26 protein-coding genes are annotated in these 26,048 nt (G+C 60.1%); 13 read left to right on the forward strand and 13 right to left on the reverse strand.

What is annotated here, in order from left to right; translation table 11 throughout:
• The first annotated feature begins 20 nt into the window (after positions 1-20).
• From mreC to rodA, 4 genes are read left to right on the forward strand one after another with little or no spacing between them, the layout of a single operon-like run.
• A complete protein-coding gene (mreC, locus tag ACE3SE_RS02675; RefSeq protein WP_062788758.1) occupies positions 21-926 on the forward strand; it encodes a rod shape-determining protein MreC in 906 nt (301 codons plus the stop codon).
• A gap of 2 nt (positions 927-928) precedes the next feature.
• A complete protein-coding gene (gene mreD / locus ACE3SE_RS02680; RefSeq protein ID WP_045846502.1) occupies positions 929-1,432 on the forward strand; it encodes a rod shape-determining protein MreD in 504 nt (167 codons plus the stop codon).
• 3 nt (positions 1,433-1,435) lie between these two features.
• Positions 1,436-3,376, forward strand: coding sequence for a penicillin-binding protein 2 (mrdA, locus tag ACE3SE_RS02685; protein WP_374553749.1), 1,941 nt, complete (start codon positions 1,436-1,438; stop codon positions 3,374-3,376).
• Positions 3,351-4,451: a rod shape-determining protein RodA gene (gene rodA, locus ACE3SE_RS02690; RefSeq protein WP_197077158.1), complete on the forward strand. Its 1,101-nt coding sequence runs from the start codon at positions 3,351-3,353 to the stop codon at positions 4,449-4,451. Before mrdA ends, rodA begins: the two co-directional genes overlap by 26 nt.
• A gap of 132 nt (positions 4,452-4,583) precedes the next feature.
• Here the strand turns inward: rodA and ACE3SE_RS02695 are convergent, their stop codons facing one another.
• The 5 genes from ACE3SE_RS02695 to ACE3SE_RS02715 form a co-directional block, all read right to left on the reverse strand.
• Entirely contained in the window at positions 4,584-4,904 is a 321-nt protein-coding gene (locus tag ACE3SE_RS02695) for an AzlD domain-containing protein (RefSeq protein ID WP_045846504.1), read from the reverse strand.
• Complete coding sequence (locus ACE3SE_RS02700; protein ID WP_374553750.1) at positions 4,901-5,617, reverse strand: AzlC family ABC transporter permease; 717 nt, start codon at positions 5,615-5,617, stop codon at positions 4,901-4,903. The genes ACE3SE_RS02695 and ACE3SE_RS02700 overlap by 4 nt, the downstream gene beginning before the upstream one ends.
• Complete coding sequence (locus ACE3SE_RS02705) at positions 5,614-6,009, reverse strand: GFA family protein (protein ID WP_045846506.1); 396 nt, start codon at positions 6,007-6,009, stop codon at positions 5,614-5,616. The genes ACE3SE_RS02700 and ACE3SE_RS02705 overlap by 4 nt, the downstream gene beginning before the upstream one ends.
• A 73-nt stretch (positions 6,010-6,082) precedes the next feature.
• Positions 6,083-6,910, reverse strand: a complete 828-nt coding sequence (locus tag ACE3SE_RS02710; RefSeq protein WP_131356433.1) for an AraC family transcriptional regulator — start codon at positions 6,908-6,910, stop codon at positions 6,083-6,085.
• A gap of 72 nt (positions 6,911-6,982) precedes the next feature.
• Positions 6,983-7,627: a MarC family NAAT transporter gene (locus ACE3SE_RS02715; RefSeq protein WP_045846508.1), complete on the reverse strand. Its 645-nt coding sequence runs from the start codon at positions 7,625-7,627 to the stop codon at positions 6,983-6,985.
• Positions 7,628-7,809: 182 nt separating this feature from the next.
• Between ACE3SE_RS02715 and ACE3SE_RS02720 the strand changes: the two genes are divergently transcribed.
• From ACE3SE_RS02720 to dinB, 3 genes are all read left to right on the forward strand, one after another.
• A complete protein-coding gene (locus ACE3SE_RS02720) occupies positions 7,810-8,283 on the forward strand; it encodes a copper chaperone PCu(A)C (protein ID WP_131356436.1) in 474 nt (157 codons plus the stop codon).
• Positions 8,284-8,681: 398 nt separating this feature from the next.
• Positions 8,682-8,990 (forward strand): SelT/SelW/SelH family protein, encoded by a 309-nt coding sequence (locus ACE3SE_RS02725; RefSeq protein WP_374553752.1) that lies wholly within the window; start codon positions 8,682-8,684, stop codon positions 8,988-8,990.
• 10 nt (positions 8,991-9,000) lie between these two features.
• Positions 9,001-10,065, forward strand: a complete 1,065-nt coding sequence (dinB, locus tag ACE3SE_RS02730; protein ID WP_374553754.1) for a DNA polymerase IV — start codon at positions 9,001-9,003, stop codon at positions 10,063-10,065.
• A 12-nt stretch (positions 10,066-10,077) separates the two neighbouring features.
• Here dinB and ACE3SE_RS02735 read toward each other — a convergent pair whose 3' ends face one another.
• The 7 genes from ACE3SE_RS02735 to bioB all read right to left on the reverse strand — a co-directional run bounded on the left by ACE3SE_RS02735 (position 10,078) and on the right by bioB (position 18,835).
• On the reverse strand, positions 10,078-10,731 hold the full coding sequence (locus tag ACE3SE_RS02735; RefSeq protein ID WP_374553756.1) for a glutathione S-transferase family protein: 654 nt from the start codon (positions 10,729-10,731) through the stop codon (positions 10,078-10,080).
• Positions 10,732-10,884: 153 nt separating this feature from the next.
• Positions 10,885-11,775, reverse strand: a complete 891-nt coding sequence (locus tag ACE3SE_RS02740) for a patatin-like phospholipase family protein (protein WP_199103609.1) — start codon at positions 11,773-11,775, stop codon at positions 10,885-10,887.
• A gap of 152 nt (positions 11,776-11,927) precedes the next feature.
• Entirely contained in the window at positions 11,928-12,842 is a 915-nt protein-coding gene (gene bioC / locus ACE3SE_RS02745; protein ID WP_199103608.1) for a malonyl-ACP O-methyltransferase BioC, read from the reverse strand.
• Entirely contained in the window at positions 12,839-13,603 is a 765-nt protein-coding gene (bioH, locus tag ACE3SE_RS02750; protein WP_045846516.1) for a pimeloyl-ACP methyl ester esterase BioH, read from the reverse strand. The genes bioC and bioH overlap by 4 nt, the downstream gene beginning before the upstream one ends.
• A 74-nt stretch (positions 13,604-13,677) precedes the next feature.
• Complete coding sequence (locus ACE3SE_RS02755; RefSeq protein ID WP_374553759.1) at positions 13,678-16,524, reverse strand: putative bifunctional diguanylate cyclase/phosphodiesterase; 2,847 nt, start codon at positions 16,522-16,524, stop codon at positions 13,678-13,680.
• Positions 16,525-16,588: 64 nt separating this feature from the next.
• Positions 16,589-17,743 carry an 8-amino-7-oxononanoate synthase gene (gene bioF / locus ACE3SE_RS02760; RefSeq protein ID WP_374553761.1) on the reverse strand — a complete coding sequence of 385 codons (1,155 nt, stop codon included), beginning with the start codon at positions 17,741-17,743 and terminating at the stop codon, positions 16,589-16,591.
• A 108-nt stretch (positions 17,744-17,851) separates the two neighbouring features.
• Positions 17,852-18,835, reverse strand: a complete 984-nt coding sequence (gene bioB / locus ACE3SE_RS02765) for a biotin synthase BioB (protein WP_045846519.1) — start codon at positions 18,833-18,835, stop codon at positions 17,852-17,854.
• A 128-nt stretch (positions 18,836-18,963) separates the two neighbouring features.
• On the opposite strand from bioB, the gene ACE3SE_RS02770 reads away from it, so the two are divergent.
• The 3 genes from ACE3SE_RS02770 to ACE3SE_RS02780 all read left to right on the forward strand — a co-directional run bounded on the left by ACE3SE_RS02770 (position 18,964) and on the right by ACE3SE_RS02780 (position 21,241).
• The gene (locus ACE3SE_RS02770) at positions 18,964-19,674 is read left to right on the forward strand and encodes a ComF family protein (protein WP_374553763.1); all 711 of its coding nucleotides are present in this window, start codon (positions 18,964-18,966) and stop codon (positions 19,672-19,674) included.
• 40 nt (positions 19,675-19,714) lie between these two features.
• Complete coding sequence (locus ACE3SE_RS02775; RefSeq protein WP_045846520.1) at positions 19,715-20,179, forward strand: tRNA (cytidine(34)-2'-O)-methyltransferase; 465 nt, start codon at positions 19,715-19,717, stop codon at positions 20,177-20,179.
• A gap of 264 nt (positions 20,180-20,443) precedes the next feature.
• A complete protein-coding gene (locus ACE3SE_RS02780; RefSeq protein ID WP_231588850.1) occupies positions 20,444-21,241 on the forward strand; it encodes a septal ring lytic transglycosylase RlpA family protein in 798 nt (265 codons plus the stop codon).
• Between the two features lie 225 nt (positions 21,242-21,466).
• Here the strand turns inward: ACE3SE_RS02780 and yihA are convergent, their stop codons facing one another.
• Positions 21,467-22,090, reverse strand: coding sequence for a ribosome biogenesis GTP-binding protein YihA/YsxC (yihA, locus tag ACE3SE_RS02785; RefSeq protein WP_374553765.1), 624 nt, complete (start codon positions 22,088-22,090; stop codon positions 21,467-21,469).
• A gap of 90 nt (positions 22,091-22,180) precedes the next feature.
• On the opposite strand from yihA, the gene ACE3SE_RS02790 reads away from it, so the two are divergent.
• From ACE3SE_RS02790 to ccsB, 3 genes are all read left to right on the forward strand, one after another.
• On the forward strand, positions 22,181-22,792 hold the full coding sequence (locus ACE3SE_RS02790; RefSeq protein ID WP_045846523.1) for a c-type cytochrome: 612 nt from the start codon (positions 22,181-22,183) through the stop codon (positions 22,790-22,792).
• Between the two features lie 73 nt (positions 22,793-22,865).
• Complete coding sequence (locus ACE3SE_RS02795) at positions 22,866-24,890, forward strand: cytochrome c biogenesis protein ResB (protein ID WP_374553767.1); 2,025 nt, start codon at positions 22,866-22,868, stop codon at positions 24,888-24,890.
• Positions 24,890-26,032, forward strand: coding sequence for a c-type cytochrome biogenesis protein CcsB (gene ccsB, locus ACE3SE_RS02800; RefSeq protein ID WP_374553769.1), 1,143 nt, complete (start codon positions 24,890-24,892; stop codon positions 26,030-26,032). The genes ACE3SE_RS02795 and ccsB overlap by 1 nt, the downstream gene beginning before the upstream one ends.
• Positions 26,033-26,048: the final 16 nt, after the last annotated feature.

Genomic DNA, 26,048 nt, shown 5'->3' on the forward strand with positions numbered 1-26,048 from the left:
AAGGGGTGGCATACCGCCTGATGGACTTCGCCAACACCCCCAGCTTTTTCCGCTCCGGGCCCAAGCCCGGCACGCGCCTGTTCCTGTGCGCGCTGGCCTCCATCGCGCTTCTGGTGGGCGACAGCCGTTACGGACTGATGGAGCAGGCCCGCGATGGCATGTCCCTGGTGCTCTATCCCTTGCAGCGGGTGGTCAACATGCCGCTGGGCATGGTGCGCCATTTCGGTGACTACTTCACCGTCCAGGCCGATCTCAAAAACGAAAACGACCAGCTGCGTACCCGCCAGCTGGAAATGTCCGCCCGGCTGGCCAGGCTGGAAACGGTGGAACGGGAGCTGAACGAGTTGCGTCAGCTCAACAGCATCAAGGCCACGCGCACTGATGCACCGCAGCTGGCCGAGACGTTGTACACCGGCCGCGACCCCTTCTCTTACAAGATCATCATCGACAAGGGTGCCGATGCCAATTTGCAGCCGGGACAACCGGTGGTGGATGCACGCGGCCTGCTGGGCCAGATTACCCGCGTACAGCCGCTGACAGCGGAAGTCACGCTGATCATCGACAAGAACCAGATGGTGCCGGTGATGATTGCCCGTACCGGCGAGCGTGCCATCCTGTACGGTTATGGCGGCGGCGTGGAAATCCGCTACCTGCCCTTGCATGCCGACGTGCGTGAAGGCGACAGCATTGTCACTTCCGGCATTGACGGCCTGTATCAGGAAGGAACCCCGGTGGCGCGAGTCAGCAAGGTAGAACGCAATGCCGGCGCGGCATTCAGCCGTATCACCACCGAGCCGCTGGCCGGGGTGCAGCAAACCCGCTATGTGCTGGTATTGCAGCAAAAGGGCCAGACACCGCCACGCCCGGCCGAACCGGTCGTGCCTGTGAAAAAGACCAAGGGCAAGAAGCCCGCCGATTCGGAGTAAGCATGTCGTTCGACCGCCCCAAGGAATTGCTCAAGCCGGTCAAGCGCCGCTTCATTTTCATGACCTTTCTGCTGGCAGTGCTGGTGGAAATGGTGCCGCTGCCGCATGGCTCCACCCGCTGGCTGCCGGACTTCATCAGCCTGGTGCTGCTGTACTGGGTGATCAACCAGCCGCGCCGGGTGAATGTAGGCCTGGCCTTCCTGATGGGGCTGGTGGCCGACATTGCCACCGCCGGCATGCTGGGCCAGCACGCGCTGGCCTATTCGGTCACCGCCTATCTGGCACTGAGCCGTCAACGCCAGCTGATCATGTTCAACCTTGGCCAGCAGGCCTTGAGCGTGCTGGCGCTGATGCTGTGCAACCAGAGCATCATGGTGGTGGCGCGCATGCTGACCGGCTCGGCCTTTGTCGGCTGGAGCTATTTCCTGCCGCCGCTGATCGGTGCCCTGTTGTGGCCGCTGCTGACCAAGCTGCTGCTGTTGCCCTACCGTCATCATTCGGTGTAAGTCGTGCGCCCTACCCGCTTCAAGAACCCGCAGGCTGAAGATGGCCAGTTCCAGCTTCGGCTGGTTGTGGCTTATGTCTTCATGCTGCTGATGTTCTGCCTGCTGATTGCCCGTTTTGTCTGGCTGCAGGTGTACCAGTACGAGCACTTTTCCACGCTGGCGCAGAACAACCGCATCTCGCTGCTGCCCATCCTGCCCAACCGCGGCCTGATCATGGACCGCAACGGCGTCATCCTGGCGCAGAACTATTCGGCTTACACGCTGGAGCTGGTGCCCAGCAAGATGCCGGACATGAATGCCACCATTGCCGAACTGGCCAAACTGGTGAACATCACCCCGCGTGACGAAAAGCTGTTCAAGAAGCTGCTGGGCGAATCCAAGGATTTCGAATCCATCCCGCTCAAGGTGAAGCTGACCGAGGAAGAAGCCGCCCGCGTGGCCGCGAATGCCTGGCGCTTTCCCGGCGTACAGGTGAAGGCGCGGCTGTTCCGCGACTACCCGTACAAGGAACTCACCAGCCATGTGCTGGGTTATATCGGCCGCATCAACCAGAAAGACCAGGAGCGGCTGGACGACGAAGACAAGAGCACCAATTACAAGGGCACCAATTACATCGGCAAGACCGGCCTGGAAGCGGTGTACGAGGATGATCTGCACGGTCAGGTGGGCTTTGAAGAAGTGGAAACCGACTCCGGTGGCCGCGCCATCCGCAGCCTGCGCCGCACGCCGCCGGTCAACGGCAACAACCTGAAGCTGGCGCTGGACATCCGCCTGCAGGAAGTTGCCGACAAGCTGTTCGGCAACCGCCGTGGCGCGTTGGTGGCCATCGACCCGCAAACCGGCGGTGTGCTGGCCTTCCTGTCCAAGCCGGGTTTCGACCCCAATCTGTTCATCGACGGCATCGACAGCCAAAGCTGGGCGGCGCTGAACAACGACTGGCAAAAGCCGATGATCAACCGTGCGCTGCGCGGTACCTATCCGCCCGGCTCCACCTTCAAGCCCTTCATGGCCATGGCGGCGCTGGAAACCCACTCCATCGGCATGCATGATGTACGCCCGGCACCGGCCTTCTTCACCCTGCCCGGCTCCAGCCACCAGTTCCGCGACAGTAACAAGAACGGCAATGGCTCGGCCAACCTGGCCAAGGCCATCCAGGTGTCCAGTGATACCTTCTTCTACAAGCTGGCCTGGGACATGGGCATCGACAAGATTGCACCCACCGTCGGCCAGTTCGGCCTTGGCCGTCCCACCGGCATCGACCTGGATGGCGAAGCCAGTGGCGTACTGCCTACCAAGGAATGGAAAGCCAAGCGTTTTGCCCGCTACAAGGAAGAATTCCGCCGCTGGTACCCGGCTGACGTGGTGAGTATCGGCATCGGCCAGGGTTTCAACTCCTACACCCCGCTGCAAATGGCGAATGGCATCGCCACGCTGGCCAATGACGGCGTGGCCTACAAGCCGCACCTGGTACAGGAAGTGGTGGATGCGCGCAGCGGCAAGAGCCGGCTGATTGCCCCCAAGCCCGACCATGTACTGCCCTTCAAGCAGGAAAACTTCGAGTACGTGAAAGCCGCCATGCAGTCGGTGCTCAAGCCCGGCGGCACCGCCTGGCGGCTGGGTGTGGGCCTGCCGTATACCATGGCGGGCAAAACCGGTACCGCCCAGGTGGTGGCCATCAAGCAGGGTGCCAAATACAACGCCTCGGCCCTGGCCGAGCAATACCGCGACCATTCCTGGTTTGTCGCCTTTGCCCCGGTGGAAAAACCACGTATTGCCGTGGCCATCATCGTGGAAAACGCGGGCTTTGGTGCCGCTGCTGCCGCGCCGATTGCCCGCGGCCTGTTCGACTACTACATCACCGGCAAGGTGCCGGGTTCCATCAGTGGGGACCTGAAAACCGTGCCCATGGATACTGCCGATGACGCTGCAGCCGCATCTGATTAAACGCCTGTGGCTGGCCATCAAGGCCCCGCTGGACGGCCCGCTGATGATCATTCTGGGCCTGATCTTCGCCCTGAGTCTGGTGGTGCTGTATTCGGCCAACAACCAGGGCCTGGACAAGATCGACAACAAGCTGGTCTACACCCTGCTGTCACTCAGCATCATGTGGCTGCTGGCACGCAGCCGGCCACAAAGCATCATGAACTTTGCCCCGCCCATTTACGGCATCGGGGTGGTATTGCTGCTGGCCGTGCATTTCAAGGGCGTGACGGTGAACGGTTCCACCCGCTGGCTGGAGCTGGGCATCACCCGCATCCAGCCGTCGGAAATCATGAAGATTGCCCTGCCGATGATGCTGGCCTGGTTCTTCCAGAAATACGAACTGTCGATGCGCTGGTGGCATTACCTGGTGGCGGCGGTGATGATTGCCATTCCCTGCGCGCTGGTGCTGAAGCAGCCCGACCTTGGCACCACCATGCTGATTGCGGCTTCCGGCTTTTTTGTGTTGTTCTTTGTCGGCCTGCCGTGGAAAGTGATTCTGGGCGGGATGATTGCCGCCGGTGCCAGCATGCCGGTGGTGTGGAACATGTTGCATGACTACCAGCGCCGCCGGGTAATGACCATGATAGACCCGATGGAAGACCCGCTGGGCGCGGGTTACCACATCATCCAGTCCATGATTGCCATCGGTTCCGGCGGTCCCTGGGGCAAGGGCTGGCTCAATGGCACCCAGACCCATCTGGACTACATTCCGGAACGCACCACCGACTTCATCTTTGCCGTGTATTCCGAGGAATTCGGCCTGGTGGGCAATATCGTACTGGTGATTCTTTATACTCTGGTGCTCAGCCGCGCCATGATGATCACAGCCGGGGCGCAAACCCTGTACGGCCGCGCCATGGCCGGTGCCATCACCCTGTCCTTCTTTGTCTATGCCTTTGTCAACATGGGCATGGTGGCGGGTATCCTGCCGGTGGTGGGCGTGCCGCTGCCCTTTGTTTCCTATGGCGGCACCGCCACCGTCACCCTGTTTGTCGGCATGGGCATGCTGATGAGCATAGGCAATGCCCGACGCTAAGCGGTCGCCAGACCGTCCACACCGGTCTGGCCATCACACGTTACCTGACCCTACTGACCAAACCGCGTAGACCATCCGCGCCAAGGTGCGCCGATGCAGACTGTGCGGCTAGCAAGGCTATGTCAGCCGGTCTTACAGCCCCAGCCCCCAGCGCCACACCCCGTACACCACAAAGCTGATCACAATCGCCAGCAGGGTCTTGCCGCTTTTCCATGCCACCAGTGCCGCCACGATGATGCCCGGCAAATAGGCATTGTGCAGGCTGATGTCCACCGTGCCGGCCGGTGCCAGCGCCATCGGCACCACCAGTGCCGACAATACGGCAGCCGGCACATAATGCAGCGCACGGTTCAGCCAGTCGGGAAATGCCAGTCGCTGGCCGAACACCAGAAAACTGGCACGAATCAATACAGTCAGCAGCATCATGCCGCCGATGGCAAGCCAGTGATTCATGCTGTCTGCTCCTTGCCCTTGTGCCACTGCTCCAGCAGCAGGCCGGTGGCCACGCCCACCACCGCCGCCAGCATCAGGTCCAGCTTGTAGGGCAGGCCACGCGCCAGCATGGCCACGGCACTGGCGGCCAGTGCCGCACCCAGTGCCGGGCGGCGTTTGAGCTGCGGAGCCACGATGGCGGCAAAGGTCGCTCCCATGGCAAAGTCCAGCCCCAGCATGGCCAGACCTGGCAAGGACTGACCCAGGCTCACCCCCACCATGGTCCAGAACAACCAGTTGCCATACATGGCGAGTGACGAGGCCAGCCAGTACCACTGGCCTCCATCCGTACCCTTGGTGCGAAAGCGGTGCTCCACCACGGCAAAGGTTTCATCGGTCAGCCAGAAAGCCAGCGGCCAGCGCCAGCGCAAGGGCCAGTCACGGGCATAGGGCAGCAAGGTGGCGCTGTACAGCGCATGACGCAGGTTTACGACAAAGGTGGTGAGCCACAACACCGGCAAGGCAGTGCCGGCACCGATCAGGCTGACGCCGATGAACTGGGAAGAACCGGCAAACACCAGCACCGACATGCCAAGCGCAGTGGCCGGGGACAAGCCGGCCGCAATGGCAAGCGTGCCGAAAATCACCCCGAACGGGGCTGCCCCCACCAGCATGGGCACGGTATCGCGCGCGCCTTCCAGCAGCAGCGCGCGACGGTTGACGGCATGCATCATGATGCCTCCCGCGGGCCTGGCCATACCGCACGCAGGCTGTCGCCATGCAGGCTCATGCTGGCCCCTTCTGTAGCACGCACCGGCAAGTGGCGGTGATCGAAATCATCCAGACAATGAATGTTCACGCCGTAGTGATCCGGCATCGCCCGCTTGCGATGGAAGGTGTAGATACCGCAGTGCTGGCAAAAGAAATGGCGGGCAATGCCGGTATTCCAGCGGTACTCGCTCAGTGCATCGCTACCGGACAGGATCTCCAGCTGGCTTTCATGCACCCGTGTCATCAGCGCATTCTTTTTCACGCACAGCGAACAATCACAGGTAGTCAGTTCTTCGGGTTCGGCATGCAGGCGAAAGCGCACTGCGCCGCAATGACAGGAGCCGGTATAAGACATGGGCAGGGAATCATGATTGGGAACAGTCCTACCCTACCATGCCAATTGCTTGCCAGCTTGAACGATATTGCGCTCAGCGCCGGAGGCTGCGCTGGTAGGCCGCCGGGGTGATGCCCAGCGCCTGACGGAAAATACGGGTGAGGTGTGGCTGGTCGGCAAAGCCCAGTGCCTGCGCCGCAGCCGCCGGACTATGACCGCCAGCCAGCATTTGCCTGGCACGTACCACGCGCAACTGATTGCGCCAGGCTACCGGTGGCAAACCCAGATGCCGGGAGAACTGCCGGTTGAGCTGCCAGGGCGACAGGCCCACGGCCGCTGCCAGCGTGGCCAGCGACAGATTGTCCGCCACACAGTCGGCCAGCATCTGCCGGGCCCGCTCCACCGCCTGTGGCCATGGCCGTTGCGGACGCTCGGCAATCTGCATATGGCGTAATACCACCTGACTGAACACGGCATACAGGGCAGATTCGCGCTGCAAGGTGTCCCGGCTGTCACGCAGCAGGGCATGCAGCTGGTTCAGCTGCGCGGCCAGCTGCGGGTCCAGCACCACGGTGTCGCGAAAATAGGGCGTAGCAGCCGGCTGGCCGCTGATTTCGGCCGCCAGCTGGCAGATCAGGCTGGCTGACGGATAAAAGCCGCGATAGGCCCAGCCTTGCTGGTGCGCACACTCGCCGGTGTGGACTTCGCCGGGGTTCATCAACACCAGCGCACCCACCCCGGCAATATGATTGCCCCCGCGGTGGCGGTAAGCCTGTGCCCCGGCCAGCAGGGCATTCACCACATATTCTTCGTGAAAATGCGGTGCAAATACCTGTTCGCGGTAAAAGGCATCCAGGCATTCCAGCGGCGCGATGTCATCGGCGCGGAAGAAACGTGAAAATTCGTGCTCGGATTGGGGCATGGCAGGGGGCGGGACAAACAATGTCCCTTGCATTCTGGCATAGCCCCGGACAGAAAACTTGAACGATCTTGCTCAGGAACCGGCCATGAAGGTACGGATGCCGGAACCGACAAACTGCACGCCAACGCAGATCAGCAAGAAGCCCATCAGCCGGGTGGTGACTTCCCGGCCACCGCGCCCTAGCCGGGCGGAAATCATGGCCGAGGAGCGCAACACCAGCCACATGCCCAGGCTGGTAGCGGCAATGGCGACAAAGGTCATGCCGAAGGCCAGTGTCTTGGCCGTCCAGCCCGACAATTCGGCGATTTCGGTGGAAATGCCGATCACCACCGCAATGGTCCCCGGCCCGCTGATGCCGGGCATGGCCAGCGGGAAAAAGGCATAGTCTTCCCGCTCGCCGGTTTTGGGTGCCATGCCCGGATCCTGCGACAAGAACAGCATGCGGTAACCCAGCACCGCCACCACCAGCCCGCCGGCAATGCGCAGCGCGCCATAGGAAATGCCGAAGGCCGCCATGATGAGGTTACCGGCCAGCAGGCTGACCAGCATGATGGCTGCGGCAAACAGGCAGGCACGACGCGCCTGGTTGGCCCGCCCGGCTTCGCTCATGTCCTGGGTCAGGGAAATGAACAGCGGAATCTTGGACAGCGGGTTGGTAATGGTGATCAGGCTGAGCAGACCACCAAACAGGAATTTCAACGACAGGGTTTCCAGCATGATGCCAATACCATTAAATATAAGCCGACGATTATAGTCATCTGCCCGGCAAATGATAGCCCGGCGTCGTGTCTGTGCCTGTGCCGTGTCGCATCCTCTTTGCACCCGCCTGCGGCACTTTGTCGCAGCCTGTGCGGTCTGAACTGTGCTAATTTGCCCGCAACCCAATTCAGGAGAAGCTCATGTCCCTTTCCCGTCTGTTCGCCTTGCTGGCCGGCCTCATGCTGGCGGCAACCGTTTCTGCCCACGGTTTCAAACTGGGTGCACTGGAACTGGGTCATCCCTGGAGCCGGGCCATGCCGGAAGCCAGCCCCACCGGCGCGGCCTACCTGAGCATCAAGAACACCGGCAAACAGGCCGACACGCTGATTTCTGCCAGCACACCACGGGCGGACAAAGCCGAGCTGCATGTGCACATCAACGACAATGGCGTAATGCGCATGCGTGAAGTCAGCGGCGGTGTTGCTGTTGCCGCTGGCAGCGAGGTGAAATTTGCCCCCGGTGGCTATCACATCATGCTGATGGGCCTGAAGCAGCCGCTCAAGGCCGGCGACCATTTTCCGCTGACGCTGAAGTTTGCCAAGGCAGGCAGCATCACCGTGGAAGTTCAGGTTGAAAAGGATGCGCCGATGGAGATGGAACACAGCAGCCACTAAGGCCTTGGCCAGTGAAATTCACTGCCGGAGTAGCGAATTTCACTGACCAAATCAGCCACTTGCCCGCGAAAGCGGGCATTTTTCTGCCCAACGTTGCGCCAATGTGACATCGTGCAATGCAGCATCCGCTACTTGTTAGAGTATTCGCTTTACCGTTGCACCAAGCTTGGGCAAACTGGCGTCCGGAAATTGAGTTGAACAACGCTCTGTACTGCTCAGTCCGCCGGTTACCCTACACAGTAGTAAGCGCCAAGTCTGCACCAAGGAAGAGTCAACACGATGGAGGAGCGGACCTTGCTCAGCGAGGCCCGTCAAATAAATAGATCGACTCAGGGAACCGGCGGATTTTTCCTCATTCTGCGTTATGCTATCCGGCATTGTTCCATTGCCAGCCTGCCATGACCGCCACCACGCACTCCCCCTCTGCATTGTCCCGTATCAGCATCGAATACTGCACCGGTTGCCGCTGGATGCTGCGCGCCGCCTGGATGGCGCAGGAACTGCTCACCACCTTTGAAAAAGAACTGGCCGAAGTGGCGCTGCGCCCCGGCAGCGGTGGCGTATTCCGTGTTTGTGTCGATGGCGAGCAAATCTGGGACCGCAAGCAGGACGGCGGCTTTCCCGACATCAAGCAACTGAAGCAGCTGGTACGCGACCGGGTGGCACCGGACAAGTCACTGGGCCACAGCGAGCGCGCTGCCGACTGATAGCCGCTGCATGACCGGCCAACGCAAGATCATCCACGTCGATTGCGACTGCTTTTATGCCGCCATCGAAATGCGCGACAACCCGGCGCTGCGTGATATTCCGCTGGCGGTGGGCGGGCAGCCGGACAGCCGCGGGGTGATTGCCACCTGCAACTACATCGCCCGTCGCTTTGGCGTGCACAGCGCCATGTCTTCGGCACGCGCACTGCGCCTGTGCCCGCAATTGCTGATCCTGCCGCCGGACATGGCCCGCTACCGCGCGGCCAGCCAGCAGATCATGGCCATCTATGAACGCTACACCCCGCTGATCGAACCGCTGTCGCTGGATGAGGCCTATCTGGATGTCAGCACCCAGCCGCACGAGCAAGGCAGCGCCACCCTGATGGCCGCAGCCATCCGCCGCCAGATCCAGGCCGAAGTCGGCATTACCGCCTCGGCCGGCATTGCCCCCAACAAGTTTCTGGCCAAGATTGCCAGTGACTGGAACAAGCCGGACGGTCAATTCGTGATCCGCCCGCAGGATGTCGACGCCTTTGTGCTGCAACTGCCGGTAGAGAAGATTCATGGCGTGGGCAGGGTGACGGCGGCGCATCTGAAAAAGCTGGGCATTCACCGCTGCAGCGAGCTGCGCCAATGGGAAATGAGCGACCTGATGCGGCATTTCGGCCGCTTTGGCGAGCGGCTGTACGAGTTGGCACGCGGCCGTGACGAGCGGCCGGTCAGTACCGACCGCAGCCGCAAATCCATCAGCGTGGAAGAAACCTATGCGCAGGACCTGCCGGACCTCACCGCCTGCCTGGACAAGCTGCCAGCGCTGATGGCCAAGTTGCAGGGCCGCATTCAACGGGCGGGCAATCCGCCATTCAAGGGTTTGAGTGTGAAGCTGAAGTTTGCCGATTTCAGCCAGACCACCGCCGAGCATGTCGGCCAGCAGTTGAGCAGCGCCGCCTACACCGACTTGCTGGGCGTGGCATTTGCCCGCGGCAACAAGCCGGTCCGGCTGGTGGGGGTGGGGGTCAGGCTGGCCGACGAGGCCGACCAGCCACAGCAATTACCGCTGTTTGAGGAAATGTAGACAGCCTTCAGCCTACTGCTTGCTGGCTTCCAGATAGGCTGCGCGGGCGGCGGCACTGTCCTGCCACATGCGGGCCACGCTGGCACGCTTGCCCAGCAAGGCCAGGTATTCTTCAATGCCCGGAATGATGGTGGTGAGGTCCTCGCCATACACTTCGCGGGTAGACCAGGCCACCAGCGGCAATACACAGGCTGCGGAAATATCGGCGAAGCTGAAATACTCGCCTGCCAGCCATGGGCCATACTGCACCAGACGCGACACGGCCAAGAGGCTGCGCTCGATGGCGGCCTTGGCCGTCGCCTTGCCGGCTTCATCCAGCGCGGCACCAAACAGCAGGTGGCGGTACAAGGGCGCGGTGGCCGGCATCAGGTACAAGTCCAGCATGGTCATCAGCTCGCGCGCACTGGCCCGGCCATTCGGCGTCGGCGGCAGCAAGGCGGCGGTCGGGTAGGCATCTTCCAGCCATTCCAGAATCACTGTCGATTCCGACAAGGCATGGCCGTTGATATCGACATAGGGAATCTTGCCCATCGGGCTTTGTTCCAGCATGGCCGGTTCCTGCGAGGGACGGGTCGGCACTTCCTGGAAGTTGACGCCCTTTTCCAGCAAGGCAACCTTTACCTTGTTGTAGTAGGCAGACAGCTGCACGCCGTAGAGCTTGATCATGCGGATTTCCTTGCGGGCCTGGCCCTGAAGTGAACATGGATGCTTTGCCTTGCAACGCACGCGGCACAAGGCAAAACAGGCGCTGACAAGCCTCATGGCCGGACAACGCCTGCATTATGCCAGTTTTCGGCCGGACAGCCAGCCGGGCCGGATTTAACGGGCCAGCGCCTGCGCCTTTTGCTGCAAACGGCTGCGAATCAGCGGAATCAGCTGCTGCGCGGCTTTTTCGCCTTCCAGAATGGCCTGATGGCGGGCTTCGAAATCGGCCGAGCCGATATTCAGCACATTGGGCCGCACCACGACATCAGCCTGTTTCAGTTCGGCGGCCAGCGTGGGGCCGCTCATGATGTTGAAGCTCTGGTCCAGCATGGAGAACAGGCCGGTGGCCTTGCCCGGCTTGGGCTTGGCGGAAATATCCACCGCAATGACAAAGTCGGCCCCCATCTCGCGCGCGGCCGATACCGGCACCGGGCTGACCAGCCCGCCATCTACATAGCGTTTGCCGCCAATCACCACCGGCAGGAAGACATTGGGAATGCTGGCCGAAGCCCGCACGGCCTGACCGGTGTTACCCATGCGGAATACCACTTTCTGGCCGGAGTCCAGTTCGGTGGCGACAATGCCCAGTTTGCGCGGCAGTTTTTCGATGGGCCGGTTGCCCAGCTGGGTGTTGATGTAGTTTTCCAGCTTCTCACCCTTGAGGAAGCCCTTGGTGGACAGCGTCCAGTCGGTCAGTTCGGATTCGTCCAGCTGCATGGCCTTGGCTTGCAGCTGCATGCCATTCAGGCCGGAAGCATACAGGCTGCCCACCACGCTGCCGGCGCTGGTGCCGGTGATGATGTCCGGCACGATGCCGTTGGCTTCCAGCACCTTGATGACGCCAATATGGGCAAAGCCCTTGGCGGCACCACCACCCAGGGCCAGCGCAACACGCGGCTTGACCGGGGTTTTGGGAATGCTGATTTCGGTTGGAGCTTGGGTAATGGTACAGGCGGCCAGCAGGACCAGCAGGCTGGCCGGCATCAGGCGGCGAAGAAGCGTCATGATAGCGGGTACGGGTAGTGACGGGGTTGAATGCGTAATGGGCTCATTCGATTATTGCGGCGCAACATGGTTCCCGGCAACGCTCAGAAATCTGCCTGCCGGTGCAGGAAGTGGCTTCCCTGACCGGCCTGGCAACCAAGCATCCTTAACAGCTAAACCTTGCCCGGCCAGCTGCCCGGTTTGACGAATTCAATCACCTGACGGCCATCCGGCAGGGTATTGCCCTTTTTCTTCAGCGTGCTTTTCCAGGCATGGCCATACACCACTTCATAAGTGGCAGGCAGCTTGCCATCGCGGCGGCGGGTTTCATAAGCCGCTTCCACCCGTTGCCAGGCCTGCTTGCCCATCAGGCCGCGGCTGCGGTCACGCGTGGCATTGTGCGCGCCGATGGCCTTGAGGTCGTGCATCACGTCGCGCACCTTGTCGTAGGTCAGCACGATCTTGTCCATGTCCATCACCGGCTCGGCAAAGCCTACCCGCATCAGCGCATCGCCCAGGTCGTGCATGTCGATGAACTGGTTGACGTGGGTAGCCTTGTCCACGCCGCCAAAGGCCTCGCGCAGCTCGAACAGGGTATCGGGGCCGAGGGTGGAAAACATCAGCATGCCGTCCGGCTTGAGCACGCGCTCGAATTCGCTGAACACGCTGTCCGGAATGTTCACCCATTGAATGGTGAGGTTGGACCAGATCATGTCCACGCTGTTATCGGCCAAGGGCAGTCTTTCCACATCGGCACACACTTGCCAGGGCTGGCTGCGCTTGAACAGCTTTTTCAGCAGGCCGTCACCGGCGCGCTGACGCTCGCGCGAGGCACACAGCATGGCGTGGGCCAGGTCCAGCTCGACAATCTGGGCATCCGGGTATTGGGCGCGCAGCTGGGCGGCACCATAGCCGGTGCCGGTGCCGGCATCCAGAATCACTTGCGGCTGGTGCTTGATGTAGGACAGGCGCTCGGCCATGCGGTCGGAGACTTCACGCTGCAACACGGCGGCAGCGTCATAACTGGCGGCCGCGCGCTCAAAAGAGGCACGGATTCGGTCTTTGTCGGTATAAAACGCTTCGCTCATGCAGAGGCTTCCAGATGCGGGGCCAGCTTGGCGACAAACTCGTCCTGATGGGACAAAAATGGCGCATGCGAAGCCTGGGTGAATTCATGCAGGGTGGCATCGGCCAGCGCGGCTTGCAGCCAGCGGCCTGCGCCTATCGGGGTAATGGCATCGCGCACGCCGTAAAACAGCGCCACCGGACAGCGGATCTGCCCGGCCAGTGCACGGGCGTCGGCGTCCAGCAGCAATTGCAGCGCAGGCAACAAGCCTTGCGGACGGCCATGGGCAAACAATTGCTCGCGCACGGCTTTGACCGTGTCGCGTGCCGCCGGGGCTCCCATCATCTGCAAGGCCAGAAAGCGCTCCAGCGTTTGCTCGAAGGCACCATCCAGGCTGGCACCCACCGCTTCGATGGCGGCACGTTGCTGGGCATGCGGCCAGGAGTCGTCACGCACAAAGCGCGGGCTGGTGGCCACCAGCGCCAGGCTCTTTACCTTGTCCGGGTGACGGGCTGCCCAGTGCTGGGCAATCAGCCCGCCCAGCGACCAGCCGACAACTTGTACCGGAAAGGGGAATTGGGCATCGACCAGGTCGGCCACTTCGTCAGCATCAAAGCGCGCCAAGGGGGCGGATGCACCATGGCCGGGCAGGTCGACCAGATGGACGCAGTAATGGTCGGCCAGCTGGCTGGCGACGCGGTCGAACACTCCGCCATGCAGGCCCCAGCCATGCAGCATGACCACATCCGGGCCACGGCCACGGCTTTCAACAAACAGATTCATGGGCATTTAAATGGGGGAACAGGGCCTGTTTCGCAAGCCCTGCCGGTAAAAGAAAAGCCACTGCCTGGCAAAACTCAGGCAGCACGGCGGAATTCCTGCACAAAGCGCGCCAGCCGTTCCCAGTCGATGGCTTCTGCCGGGCTGGGGGTGGCAAAGTAATAGCCCTGCAATTTGGCGCAGCCCATTTCCTGCAGGCGGGCCAGCTGGGCGGCGGTTTCCACGCCCTCGGCCACCACATCCAGCCCCAGCGCCTGGGCCAGCGCCAGAATGGCACGCACGATGGCGACGGATTCTTCCTTGCGGTCCAGATCAAACACAAAGCTCTGGTCGATCTTGAGGACATCAAAGCGGTAACGATGCAGGTAGGACAGCGCAGAATAACCGGTGCCAAAGTCATCCAGTGCCAGCTTGACCCCCAGCTGATGCAGCGCGTGCATCACCGTGGCGGCAATTTCCGGCACGTCGATCAGCGCACTTTCGGTGATTTCCAGATGCAGGATGGCTGCGGGCAACTGATAGCCCTCGATGATGCTGCGCACCCAGCTCACCAGTTCCGGGTCGTGGAAATTGGCCGACGACAGATTGAGGTGCAGTGCAATGTCGCTACCCACCAGGCCGGCATCCAGCCATTGGCGCAACTGGCGGCAGGCGGCATTGATCATGTAGCGGTCCACCCGGGTGATCAGCCCGCTTTCTTCGGCAACCGGCAGGAACAATGCCGGTGAAATCAGGCCGCGTTGCGGGTGCCGCCAGCGGACCAGCGACTCAAACCCCACCAGCTCGCCACTGCGCGCGTCGATGAAGGGCTGGAAGAAGGGTTGCAACTGGTCTTCCGCATCCAGCGCGCGGCGCAGCTCGCTTTCCAGCGCCAGCTGGTCGGCCTGGTTGATGCGCAGCTGGTGATTGAACACGGTATAACCTTGCCGCCCCTGCTGCTTGGTGCAGTACATGGCATGGTCGGCATCGCGCAGCAGTTCTTCGGCCTTGTGGTAGTGGTCGCGGTCTGCCAGCACCACCCCGACGCTGGCGGTGGAGAACACTTCGCGGCCTGCCAGAATCACCGGCCGTTCGAACTCGCTGACGATGCGCCGCGCAATCATCTCGCAGCCATCCAGCGTTTCGGTGCCAAACAGCAGGATGGCAAATTCGTCGCCACCCAGCCGGGCGAGGAAGTCATAGTGCCGCAGGCAGGAGCGGATACGGGCACCGGCTTCAAACAAAAGATGGTCGCCAGCCAGGTGGCCCAGGGTATCGTTCACCAGCTTGAAGCGGTCCAGGTCGATGAAAATGACGCTGAAGCGGGCACCGTTGCCGGACAGATAACTGTCCCACGCCCGGCGCAGCGTCTTGGCAAAGTAGTTGCGGTTGGGCAGCTTGGTCAGCGGATCGTGCAGACTGTCGAACTCCAGCTGGGCGTTCACCGCATCCAGTTCGCTGGTGCGCTCGCGCACGCGCTCTTCCAGCTCGGCATAGGCATTTTGCAGATCGTGCATGGCGCGGACACGGGCCAGTGCGGTGCCGATATTGTTGGCAACGAACTCCAGCACTTCCTGATCGCGATAGCTGTAAATCACGTCGTTCTGGTAGCTGTGTACCGACAACACCCCCAGCAGCTCGTGCCCGCAATACAGTGGTACGCCCAGCCAGCTGCACATGGGAGGGGCCGTGCTTTCTTCCGTCGGGTTCAGCTGTGCAGGGGTACGGTCCAGCAATAATGGCCGACCACTATGCAATACCTGCTCTACCAGTCCCCTGCCGGGACGACGGGTCTGGCTGACCTGCTGGAAGTCATCGGCACAATAGGGAAAGCTCAGCATGTCGCTGTTCATGTCGTACAGGGCAACCTGGCAGTTGCGCCCTGCCACCAGTTCCATCAGCAAGCGATGCACGCCCGCCAGGAAGGCTTCCAGCGACAGGCTGGTATTGGACAGGTCGGCAATGCGGAACAGCACGTCCTGAAAACGCTCGGCACGTTGCCGGTCGGAAATCTCCGAACGCAAACGCGCATTCACACCTTCAAGTTCGCAAGTACGCAACCAGACCTGGCGCTCCAGCTGGCTGCGATACAGCATGCGGTCCAGCGCATAGGCAATATGCCGGGTGACAAACAGGAACAAGGCCTGTTCGGCCGAAGTGCAAGGCGCCTGGTTGGCATAGAACTGCAATACGGCAGCACCGATCACCGCATTGCTGACATTGGTCAGCGGCACCCCCATCCACAACTCGGGCAGCGGACCTTCCAGTACCAGCTGTTCTTGCTCGCAGACTTCCAGCAGGCGTTGCCGGGTCAATACCAGCGGTTTGCCCATGCGCATCAGCCAGGCTGTCAGCGAGCGGGTGGTCTGTTCCTTGCTGAAGACGGCTTCGGGTGAGGGCGGGGCCGGGTCTTGCTGATCGGCATAAAAGGGGTAGTACAGCTGGCCGCCTTGCTCGTCAAACAGCGCAATGTAGAAATTGCTGGCGTCCATCAGCCGCATCAAGAGCCGGTGCAGCTTGGGCAGCATTTCATCCAGCGTATTGCACTCGCCCGGTAGCTGGCTGATTTCCAGCAGGGTTTCATTCATCACCCGGGACTGGGACTGGGCAGAATGCAGGCTGGCACTGTGCAAGTGCCCCACCAGCAAGGCAAGTACCGCATCGGCGTTATCGGCAATCTTGCCGCGCCACACCAGCCAGCCCAGGGTAGTGCCATGCAGGTCCAGCGGCAGGGCAGCGCCGTCCGGTCCAGGCAAGCGCCCTGCCGACAAGGCCTGGGCACTGGGCAGGCTGGATGCCGCACCGAGTGTTGCCAGACATTGCCAACTGGAGCCCACCAGTGCCCATAGCGCAGCAGCCGTTGTTTCGCCCTGCCGCTGGATCAGTTCCAGCGCAGTGCGGGCAGCTTCTTGCTGCGTGGACAGGTAATCCGCCGTACTCTTCATGTCGTTATCGTAGTATGAGTTAGCCGGGAAATCCGGTCATGCTACGAACAGACACAGTCATCCCCTATGACTGTATTGCTGACACCACGCTGTCCAGCAAGCCCTCCAGCTGGTCCGGCGTATGGGCTGCGGACAAGGTCAGACGCAAACGGGCTGTCCCCTCGGGAACAGTGGGGGGGCGTATCGCCGGCACCCAGTACCCACGCTCTTTCAATTGTGCAGCCAGCAACATTGCCTGCTCGTTCCTGCCTATGATAATCGGCTGTATCGGCGTACGGGATGACATCAGCTGAAAATTTACATCAGCCAACCTTTCCCTCACCCTGCTGATGTGTTGCTGCAGGCGTTCCCTGCGCCAGGGTTCACTGGCAATCAGCTGCAAGCTGGCCAGTACGGCTGCTGCCAGTGCAGGTGGTTGCGCGGTGGTATAGATGTAGGTGCGGGCACTGTTCACCAGCCATTGCACCAGCTGGGCAGTACCGGCGACAAAGGCACCAGCCACACCGGCAGCCTTGCCCAGTGTCGCCATGTAAACCAGCCGCTCACCACTGATACCCTGTTCCACCGCCGAGCCATGTCCATTGCCAAGCACACCAAAACCGTGCGCATCGTCGATATAAAGCCAGGCATCGTATTTATCGGCCAGTTGCAGCAGTTTCTTTAGCGGTGCTTCGTCACCATCCATGCTGTACACCGCATCCACTGCAATCAGCCGGGTCCGGGCCGGCGTGCTGGCCAGCAGTTCTTCCAGATGTTGCAGATCGTTATGGCGGAAACGGCGGAAGCTGGCGCGCGACAACAAGCAGGCATCGTTCAGGGAAGCATGATTGAGCTTGTCGGCAAAAACGGCGTCCCCCCGTCCCACCAGACTGGTAATCACCGCCTGATTGGCCGCATAGCCCGAGCTGAACAACAGCGCGGCCTCGCTACCGCAAAAATCGGCCAGGGCCTGTTCGGCCTGTTCGTGAATGGCAAAATGCCCGGCCACCAGATGCGAAGCACCACCCCCCACCCCCCATTGCTGCAATGCCGCCCGCGTGGCTTCGATCAAGGCCGGGTGATTGGCCAGGCCCAGGTAGTCGTTGCTGGCAAATGCGATGTAGTTTTTACCATCGATCACCACCTGGCTGGACTGCGGTGTTTCCAGCAAATGACGCTGTCGCAAACGGTGCTGTTGCTGCAATTGCAGCAAGGCAGTGGAGAGGTCTTGGGCGCGCATGGCTCTTTCAGAAAAAAAACGTCAAAATCGGTCGGATTTTCACAAAAGTATTCCTTATATATACATTGCAAAAATCCGACCGATCCGGGCAGTAAAAATCAGGCTGATTTACAGCGGCGACAGGTCCAGTTTTTCCATCAGTACCCGATCGGCATCCACCTCAGGATTCCCGGTGGTCAACAGCTTGTCACCATAGAAAATCGAGTTGGCACCCGCCAGGAAGCAAAGGGCTTGCATGGCCTCCGGCATCTCGCGCCGACCGGCAGAAAGACGCACATAACTTCTGGGCATGGTGATGCGGGTAACCGCAATGGTACGCACGAATTCGGTCCAGTCCAGCGGGTCTGCCCCTTCCAGCGGCGTGCCACCCACTTTCACCAGATTATTGATCGGCACCGACTCCGGCTGCGGCTCCAGATTGGCCAGTTGGGCAATCAGCCCGGCACGGTCCGCACGGGTTTCATTCATGCCGACAATACCGCCACAGCACACCGACAAACCGGCACCGCGCACCTTGCCCAGCGTGTCCAGCCGGTCTTCATATTCACGGGTATGGATGATGTCACCATACTTTTCCGGCGCGGTATCCAGATTATGGTTGTAGTAATCCAGACCGGCCTGTTTCAGCTTTTCTGCCTGGCCATCCTTCAGCAAGCCAAAGGTGGCACAGGTCTCCAGCCCCAGCGACTTCACTTCGCTGACCATGCGCAGGGTCTGTTCCAGATCGGCATCCTTCGGGCCACGCCAGGCGGCACCCATGCAGAAGCGACCGGCACCATTGGCCTTGGCGGTACGCGCAGCCTCAATCACCTCGTCCACCGTCATCATCGGCTGGTTTTCCACCGGCGTATCGTGATGTACCGATTGCGGGCAATAGCCGCAATCCTCCGGACAGCCGCCGGTCTTGATGGAAATCAGCGTCGACAGCTGCACCTTGGTCGGGTCAAAAAACTGGCGATGAATCTCCGCCGCACGGAAAACCAGCTCCATGAAGGGCAGTGCCAGCAGTGCTTCGATTTCTGCCACCGACCAGACATTGCTTTCTGGATGCGGTGTTGCCGGACGGGAAAACTGAATGGTTTGCGTGGTCATGATGCGCTTTCATTGCAACAAAAATGCCAATTGTATTTATTGCCAAATTACAACTGAACAAATGGATAATTTAAGAAAAAAACGGCATGGCTGAGAGTGTCTGGCCGCAGTCTTGCAGAGGGCTTCCCATGCTGTCAAATATCAAAAGAAAATTTATTGACAATTGCTCAATATTTAATCAGAACTGTCTGTTGTGTAATCGTCGAAACTGCCCGGACGGGCTGTGTAACAGCTGCAAAGCCAGCTTGCCGGCCCTGCCATCCATGCACTGCCCCATTTGCGCAGAACCAGCATTGACGGGGGATATTTGCGGCTTTTGCCTGCGACGGCCACCGGCATTCGACGCCATACACACTCCATACCTGTTTGGCTACCCCCTGAATGCAATTATTTATGCAGTGAAGTATGGAAAACGGCTGGAAATGACCGGTGCACTGGCCGCGCTGATGGCCGAATTTGCCCGAAAACAGGCTGTTTCAAGCGACCTGGTCATTCCCGTTCCCTTGTCAAAAGAACGACTTGCAGAGCGCAGCTTCAACCAGAGCATTCCACTGGCCCAGGCAATCGCTGCTACAATGCAAAGCCGTTTTTCCACCACACTGTGTTGGCGAAAACGCAACACTGTGCCGCAAGCCTCTCTTGGCCGTGCCGAAAGAAGCCGAAATGTCCGTCATGCATTTGGCGTAAAACAACGCATTGACGGGCTTTCCGTCGCCATTGTCGACGATGTGGCCACTAGTGGAGCGACCCTGTCTGCCCTGGCTGAAATACTCAAAAAACAGGGGGCAAAACGGGTCGATGCGTGGGTGCTCTGCAGGGCATCTTTCCCAAAAACTTGACCAAGATTTTGATTCTTTGGAACAATCCAGCCAGCCAACGATGTTCACCGTTGTTCTTTTTCAGCCGGAAATCCCGCCCAATACGGGCAATGTGATTCGTTTATGTGCCAACACCGGCTGTGAACTGCATCTGGTCAAACCCATGGGTTTTCCCATGGAGGATGCCAAGTTGCGACGAGCGGGCCTCGACTACCACGAATACGCCCGTGTCGTTGTCCATGAAAACTGGGCTGCCTGCCAGCAGGCCCTGCAAGGACGGCGGATTTTCGCTGCAACAACCAAGGGCGCTACGCGCCACGACCAGATTTCTTTCCAACCTGGGGACGTTTTGCTGTTCGGTCCCGAATCCCGCGGCTTGCCGCCAGAAGTGCTGGAGGAATTTCCCTCCACACAGAGGATTCGTTTGCCCATGCGTCCCGAATCGAGAAGCCTGAACCTTTCCAACGCCGTTGCAATCACGGTGTTTGAAGCGTGGCGGCAGCTGGATTTCGCAGGAGGAAGCTGACAGTTCACAGGCCGGCCAACACTAACGGGCCAGCAAGAAATGTTGATGCCTGAAGTGAAACGGATGGCATGCCGGACCTGAGCCAGTCATGGCACAGGACACAGGCAGCCGTCCACTGTCGCGAAGGCAGGGGAGAACACCCGCAAGGGCAGTATCCGCCGACGTTTTTTGATGTGCCCAACAGCATAAGGGAGGTCTATGCAATCAGTACTCCGATGGCTGTGGCTTGTTTTTGTCAGTCTCGTACTTGTGGCTTGCTCCACCGTGAAGACGGCCAGCGCCACCAACCAGTCGGCAAAGCCGACCAATAAGCCCACCGTAGCCAACAACAAGGGCGGCGCCTATTTTCAGAAAGACGGCCCCGCCGACCATATCCCGGTCAACCTGAATCTGGTACCGGATGCAGTACCCCAGACGGAACCGCTGATCAAGTCAGCCAACCAGCCTTACACCGCGATGGGCATGAGCTTCCGTCCGGACACCAGTGAAAAACCGTTCAAGGCCACCGGCGTGGCCTCCTGGTACGGCAAGCAGTTTCAAGGCAGAAAAACCACCTCGGGTGAGCGCTACGACATGTTTGCCATGACTGCGGCGCACCCGACCCTGCCGATTCCCAGCTACGTGCGGGTAACCAATGCGGCCAACGGCAAGTCGGTGATTGTCCGCATCAATGATCGCGGCCCTTTCCACCGCAACCGTGCGATGGATCTGTCCTATGCGGCGGCCTACAAGCTGGGCTTCGTCAAGCAAGGCAGTGCCAAGGTCAGCATCGAGCGGGTATGGCCCGTAGCCGGTGGCGAGGCTGTGGCCAGCAATGGCCCGGATATCCGCAGCGAGGACAACCCGAAGTATTTGCAGCTCGGTTCTTTCAACAAGCTGGCCAATGCCGAAGCACTGTTGAAGAAAATGCTGGATGAAGTGGACGACCGTTACGATGGCAAGCTGGGCATCATCAACCAGCAGGGCAACTACAAGGTACGCCTTGGACCCTTCACTTCCGATGCGGCAGTACGCAGTGCTGCTGAAAGCCTGAAGGTGACCAATGTGGTGATGAACAACTGACAAGGCAAACCATCCGGATGCCATGGCAGTGGACAAAAAAAGCGAGAGCAAATGCTCTCGCTTTTTTCATGTCTGTTGCATCAGACGGCAGGCAATAAAAAACCCGGCGCACATTGCGCCGGGGTAAAGGCCTTAATTGTCAGCGTAAGGCTCCCGCTCAGGGAGGCAAGCGGGAGGTGCCGGAGCACCTGCACGGTTAGTAGCTCTCCCGCCGACAAAGTTCCGTCATTCGCTATCTGGCAGCGAATCCTGTTCTTTCAGTACAGCATCAAACCAGGCTTCCACCACTTCTTCCACCTGCTCCACGCCGGTTTTCTTCAGGCTGGAAAACAACTGGATTGACACCGCGGGGTAATCTGCCAGCTCGCGCCTGACCATGGTCAAGGTCTTTTGCTGGTCGCTGCGCGATAATTTGTCGGATTTGGACAGCAGAATATGCACCGGACGGTCGGTATCGCGGAAGAAAGCCAGCATCTTGCGGTCCAGTTCCAGCAGTGGACGGCGCGAATCCATGATCAGGATCAGCCCGACCAGGCTGTCACGGGTTTGCAGGTAACGGCCCAGCAGCTGTACCCAGTGGGCGCGCACCGCCTCTGGCACTTCGGCATAACCGTAACCGGGCAAGTCCACCATGAAGCGTTCCTGGCCCAGGTCAAAGAAGTTGATATGCTGGGTACGGCCGGGTGTCTTGGAGACATACGCCAGCCGGGTCCGGTTGGCCAGCGTATTGATGGCGCTGGACTTGCCGGCATTGGACCGACCCACGAAGGCGACCTCGGCCCGGGTGGGCGGCAGGTCCTTCAAATGGTTGACGGTGGTATAAAAAGTGGCGCTTTTAAAAATCGACATAGTAGTAAGGTTGATTTCAGTTGGTATAGAATAACAGGTTTGAAATTGCCACTTTTACAGATATTTAAGAATTCCTCACAAGGAGCGATCATGAAACGGATGATGCTGTTGGCTGTAGCTGCGGCAACCCTGGCTGGAAGTGCATGGGCAGAAGGCATTGCCAAGGGAGACCCGGTAAAGGGCAAGCAGATCGTTGACACGGTATGTGCCGCCTGTCACGGTGCTGATGGCAACAGCGTAGCGTCGGCAAACCCGACCTTGGCCGGCCAGCATGAGGTGTATATCTACAACCAGCTGCAAGCCTTCAAGAAGGGTGAGCGCAAGAATCCGATCATGCTGGGCATGGCCTCTGCACTGTCCGATGCTGACATGCGCAATGTCGCTTCCTACTTCAGCCAGCAAAAGCCCAAGGCCCGTGAAGCGGCCAACAAGGAGCTGATGCCGCTGGGTGCCAAGATCTACCGCGTTGGCAACCCGACCAGCCACCTGCCGGCCTGTATGGCCTGCCACGGCCCGGCCGGCAAGGGTATCCCGGACCAGTTCCCGCGTGTTGGCAGCCAGCATGCTGCCTACGTAGCCAAGCAACTGGCTGACTTCAAGGCTGGCACCGATCGCAAGAACGTCACCATGACCGATGTTGCTTCCCGCATGACTGATGCCGAAATGAAGGCTGTGGCCGAATACATTTCGGGTCTGCGCTAATCGCAACTTTTGCGGATAGCCTTGTTCAAAAGGGAAGCCTTAACCGGCTTCCCTTTTTGTGTTCGGCACCAAGATGACAAAAAACTCCCGCCACACCGCTGTATACAAGCTGTACGAACTGTTCAGTTCCATGCGCTTTGCCATTGGTCTGCTGACCATTCTGGCCATTGCCTCGATCATCGGTACCGTACTGAAGCAGAACGAGCCCTACCCCAACTATGCCTTTGAATTCGGCCAGTACTGGTTTGCCGTGTTCGAACAGCTGGGGCTGTACGATGTTTACCATTCCGGCTGGTTCCTGACCATCCTGGCCTTTCTGGTGCTGTCCACCACCTTGTGCATCGTGCGCAACGGCCCGGGCTTCATCAAGGACATGAAGGCCTATCGCGAGAAAGCCTCGGACAACTCACTGGCAGCCATGAAGCACAGTGTCGTGTTTGATGGCGCGGCAGCAGACCCGGAAACGCTGCGTGCCTATCTGCGCGGCCAGGGTTGGCGCTGGCGCGAACACCAGCGGGCAGACGGCAGCCTGGTGCTGGCGGCCAAAAAAGGTGCAGCCAGCAAGCTGGGCTACTTTTTTGCCCATATTGCACTGGTCGTCATCTGCATTGGCGGGCTGATGGATGGCAACCTGCCGCTGAAACTGGCGGAAATGGTGGGCAGCGTGGTGCCGGAAACCCGTGATATTCCGCAAAGCCAGATTCCGCCCCAAAGCCGGCTGTCCACTTCCAACCTGTCCTTCCGCGGCAATGTCACCGTGGCAGAGGGCAAAAGCGCCGATGTGGTGTTCCTGAACTCCGGCAACGGCTATCTGGTGCAGGACCTGCCCTTTACCGTGACGCTGAAGAAGTTCTATGTCGATTACTACAGCAACGGCATGCCCAAGCTGTTTGCCAGCGACATTGCCGTCACCGACAAGGCCACCGGCAAGGTGACCGAAGCCCAGGTGAAGGTGAACCATCCGCTGATCGTGGATGGTGTGGCCATCTACCAGGCCAGCTTTGGCGACGGTGGCTCGCCGCTGACCTTCAAGGCATGGAATCTGGACCAGCCGCAAATGCAGCCGGTGGCCATCAATGGTGTATCGATGGCCGCCCAGCCGCTGCGCGCCAATGGCAAGGATTACAACCTGGAGTTTGGCGATCTACGCGTGTTCAACATCGAGAACATGGGCAACAAGAATGCCGATGCCAGTGGCAAGAGCCTGAGCGAGCGCATGCAGGATGCCCGCGAGGTAAAGCACGAGAAGCAACTGAAGAACATCGGCCCGTCTGTCACCTTCAAGCTGCGTGACAAACAGGGCCAGGCGATGGAATTCCATCATTACATGGCCCCCATCCAGCAAGATGGCGTCAGCTATCTGGTGGCCGGTGTGCGCAGCAAGGTGTCGGAACCCTTCCAGTACCTGCGCCTGCCGCTGGATGATCAACTGTCGCTGGACAGCTTCATGCGCCTGCGCACCGCCTTCATGAACCCGGCCCTGTACGACGAAATTGCCAAGCGCACCACGGCCAAGGCCATGCAGGGTTCGGCCATCAGCCCGGCCATGCAGCAACAGTTTGCCAATAGCGTGAAATGGATTCTCGGACGCTTTGCCCAGGGTGGCTTTGTGGCGCTGGAGCAGTTCCTGGACGAAAAAGTCCCGCAGGACAAACGCCAGGCCGTGGCACAAACCTATGTGAAGATCCTGCAAGGCGCGGTGGTGGACGTGATGGATGTGGCCGATGCCAAGGCCGGTCTCAAGCCGGTGGCCATGGATGGCAAGCGCTACCGCTTCCTGCTGGACAGCCTGGTGGGCATCAGTGCGCTGCACGATTACAACGCCCCGGTGTTCCTGCAACTGCAAGGCTTTAACCAGGTTCAGGCATCCGGCCTGCAACTGACCCGCTCGCCCGGCAAGAACCTGGTGTATCTTGGCTCGCTGATGCTGGTGATCGGCATCGTGCTGATGTTCTATATCCGGGAAATCCGGCTGTGGATCTGCTGCATGCCCGGCAGCGTGCGGCTGGCCATGAGCTCCAACCGTCACAACCGTGACCTGGATGCAGATTTCCGCCGTCATGGCGAAGCAATTCAACAGTTAGTACGAGGTAAGTGATGGAACTTGCACAATCCTTTGTCGCACAGCCGATGTACAAGCGGCTGAAACTGGCTGACTGGCTGTATGCCGTGCTGCTTGTGGTCGCTGCAGTGCAGGCCTGGCGTCTGTACAACCCCTATATGGATGGTTACGAGCAAGCCATTCTGGCGGGCTCGGCCGTCGGGCTGGTGGCACTGGGCTGGTTCTGGAAGTCCTGGCGCTGGTTTTTCCCCTTGTCGGCCACGGTGGCGCTGCTGGGCATCAGCCTGTACCACGGCGAGCTGGCACGCGGTCAGAGCGCGTTCTGGCTGAAGTTCCTGCTGTCCAGCCAGTCCTCCATCATGTGGATGTGCACCCTGTTCTTCCTGGCCACCCTGGTGTACTGGGCGGGCCTGCTCACCCGCTCGGCCATGCTGTCGCGCATGGGCAGCGGTCTGACCTGGGCTGCGGCCGTCATGGGTGCCGCCGGCCTGTTCGTGCGCTGGTACGAGAGCTACCTGATTGGCAGCGATGTTGGCCACATTCCGGTATCCAATCTGTATGAAGTCTTCATCCTGTTCACCCTGATCACCTCGCTGATGTACCTGTACTACGAAGCCCGCTTCGCCACCCGCCAGGCCGGTGCCTTCGTGCTGATGGTGATCAGTGCCGCGGTCGGCTTCATCCTGTGGTACAGCTTCGACCGTCAGGCGCATGAAATCCAGCCGCTGATCCCGGCCTTGCAGTCGTGGTGGATGAAGATTCATGTTCCTGCAAACTTTGTCGGCTATGGTGCGTTTGCCATGTCGGCCATGCTGGGTGTGGCCGAGCTGCTGGTGCTCAAGGGCGTGCTGAAAGACCGGCTGCCCAGCGCGGAAGTGCTGGACGAAATGATGTACAAAGCCATTTCCATCGGTTTCCTGTTTTTCACCATTGCCACCATTCTGGGTGCCATGTGGGCGGCCGATGCCTGGGGTGGCTACTGGAGCTGGGACCCGAAGGAAACCTGGGCACTGATCGTGTGGCTGAACTACGCCGCCTGGCTGCATATCCGGCTGGTGAAGGGCTGGCGGGGCAAGCCGCTGGCCTGGTGGGCGGTCATCGGCCTCTTGGTCACCACCTTTGCCTTCCTCGGGGTGAACATGTATCTGACCGGCCTGCACTCTTACGGCGGCCTGTAACCCTCCTCCAGCCCCG

The sequence above is a fragment of the Aquitalea pelogenes genome (assembly GCF_041914625.1).
Lineage (GTDB): Bacteria > Pseudomonadota > Gammaproteobacteria > Burkholderiales > Chromobacteriaceae > Aquitalea > Aquitalea pelogenes.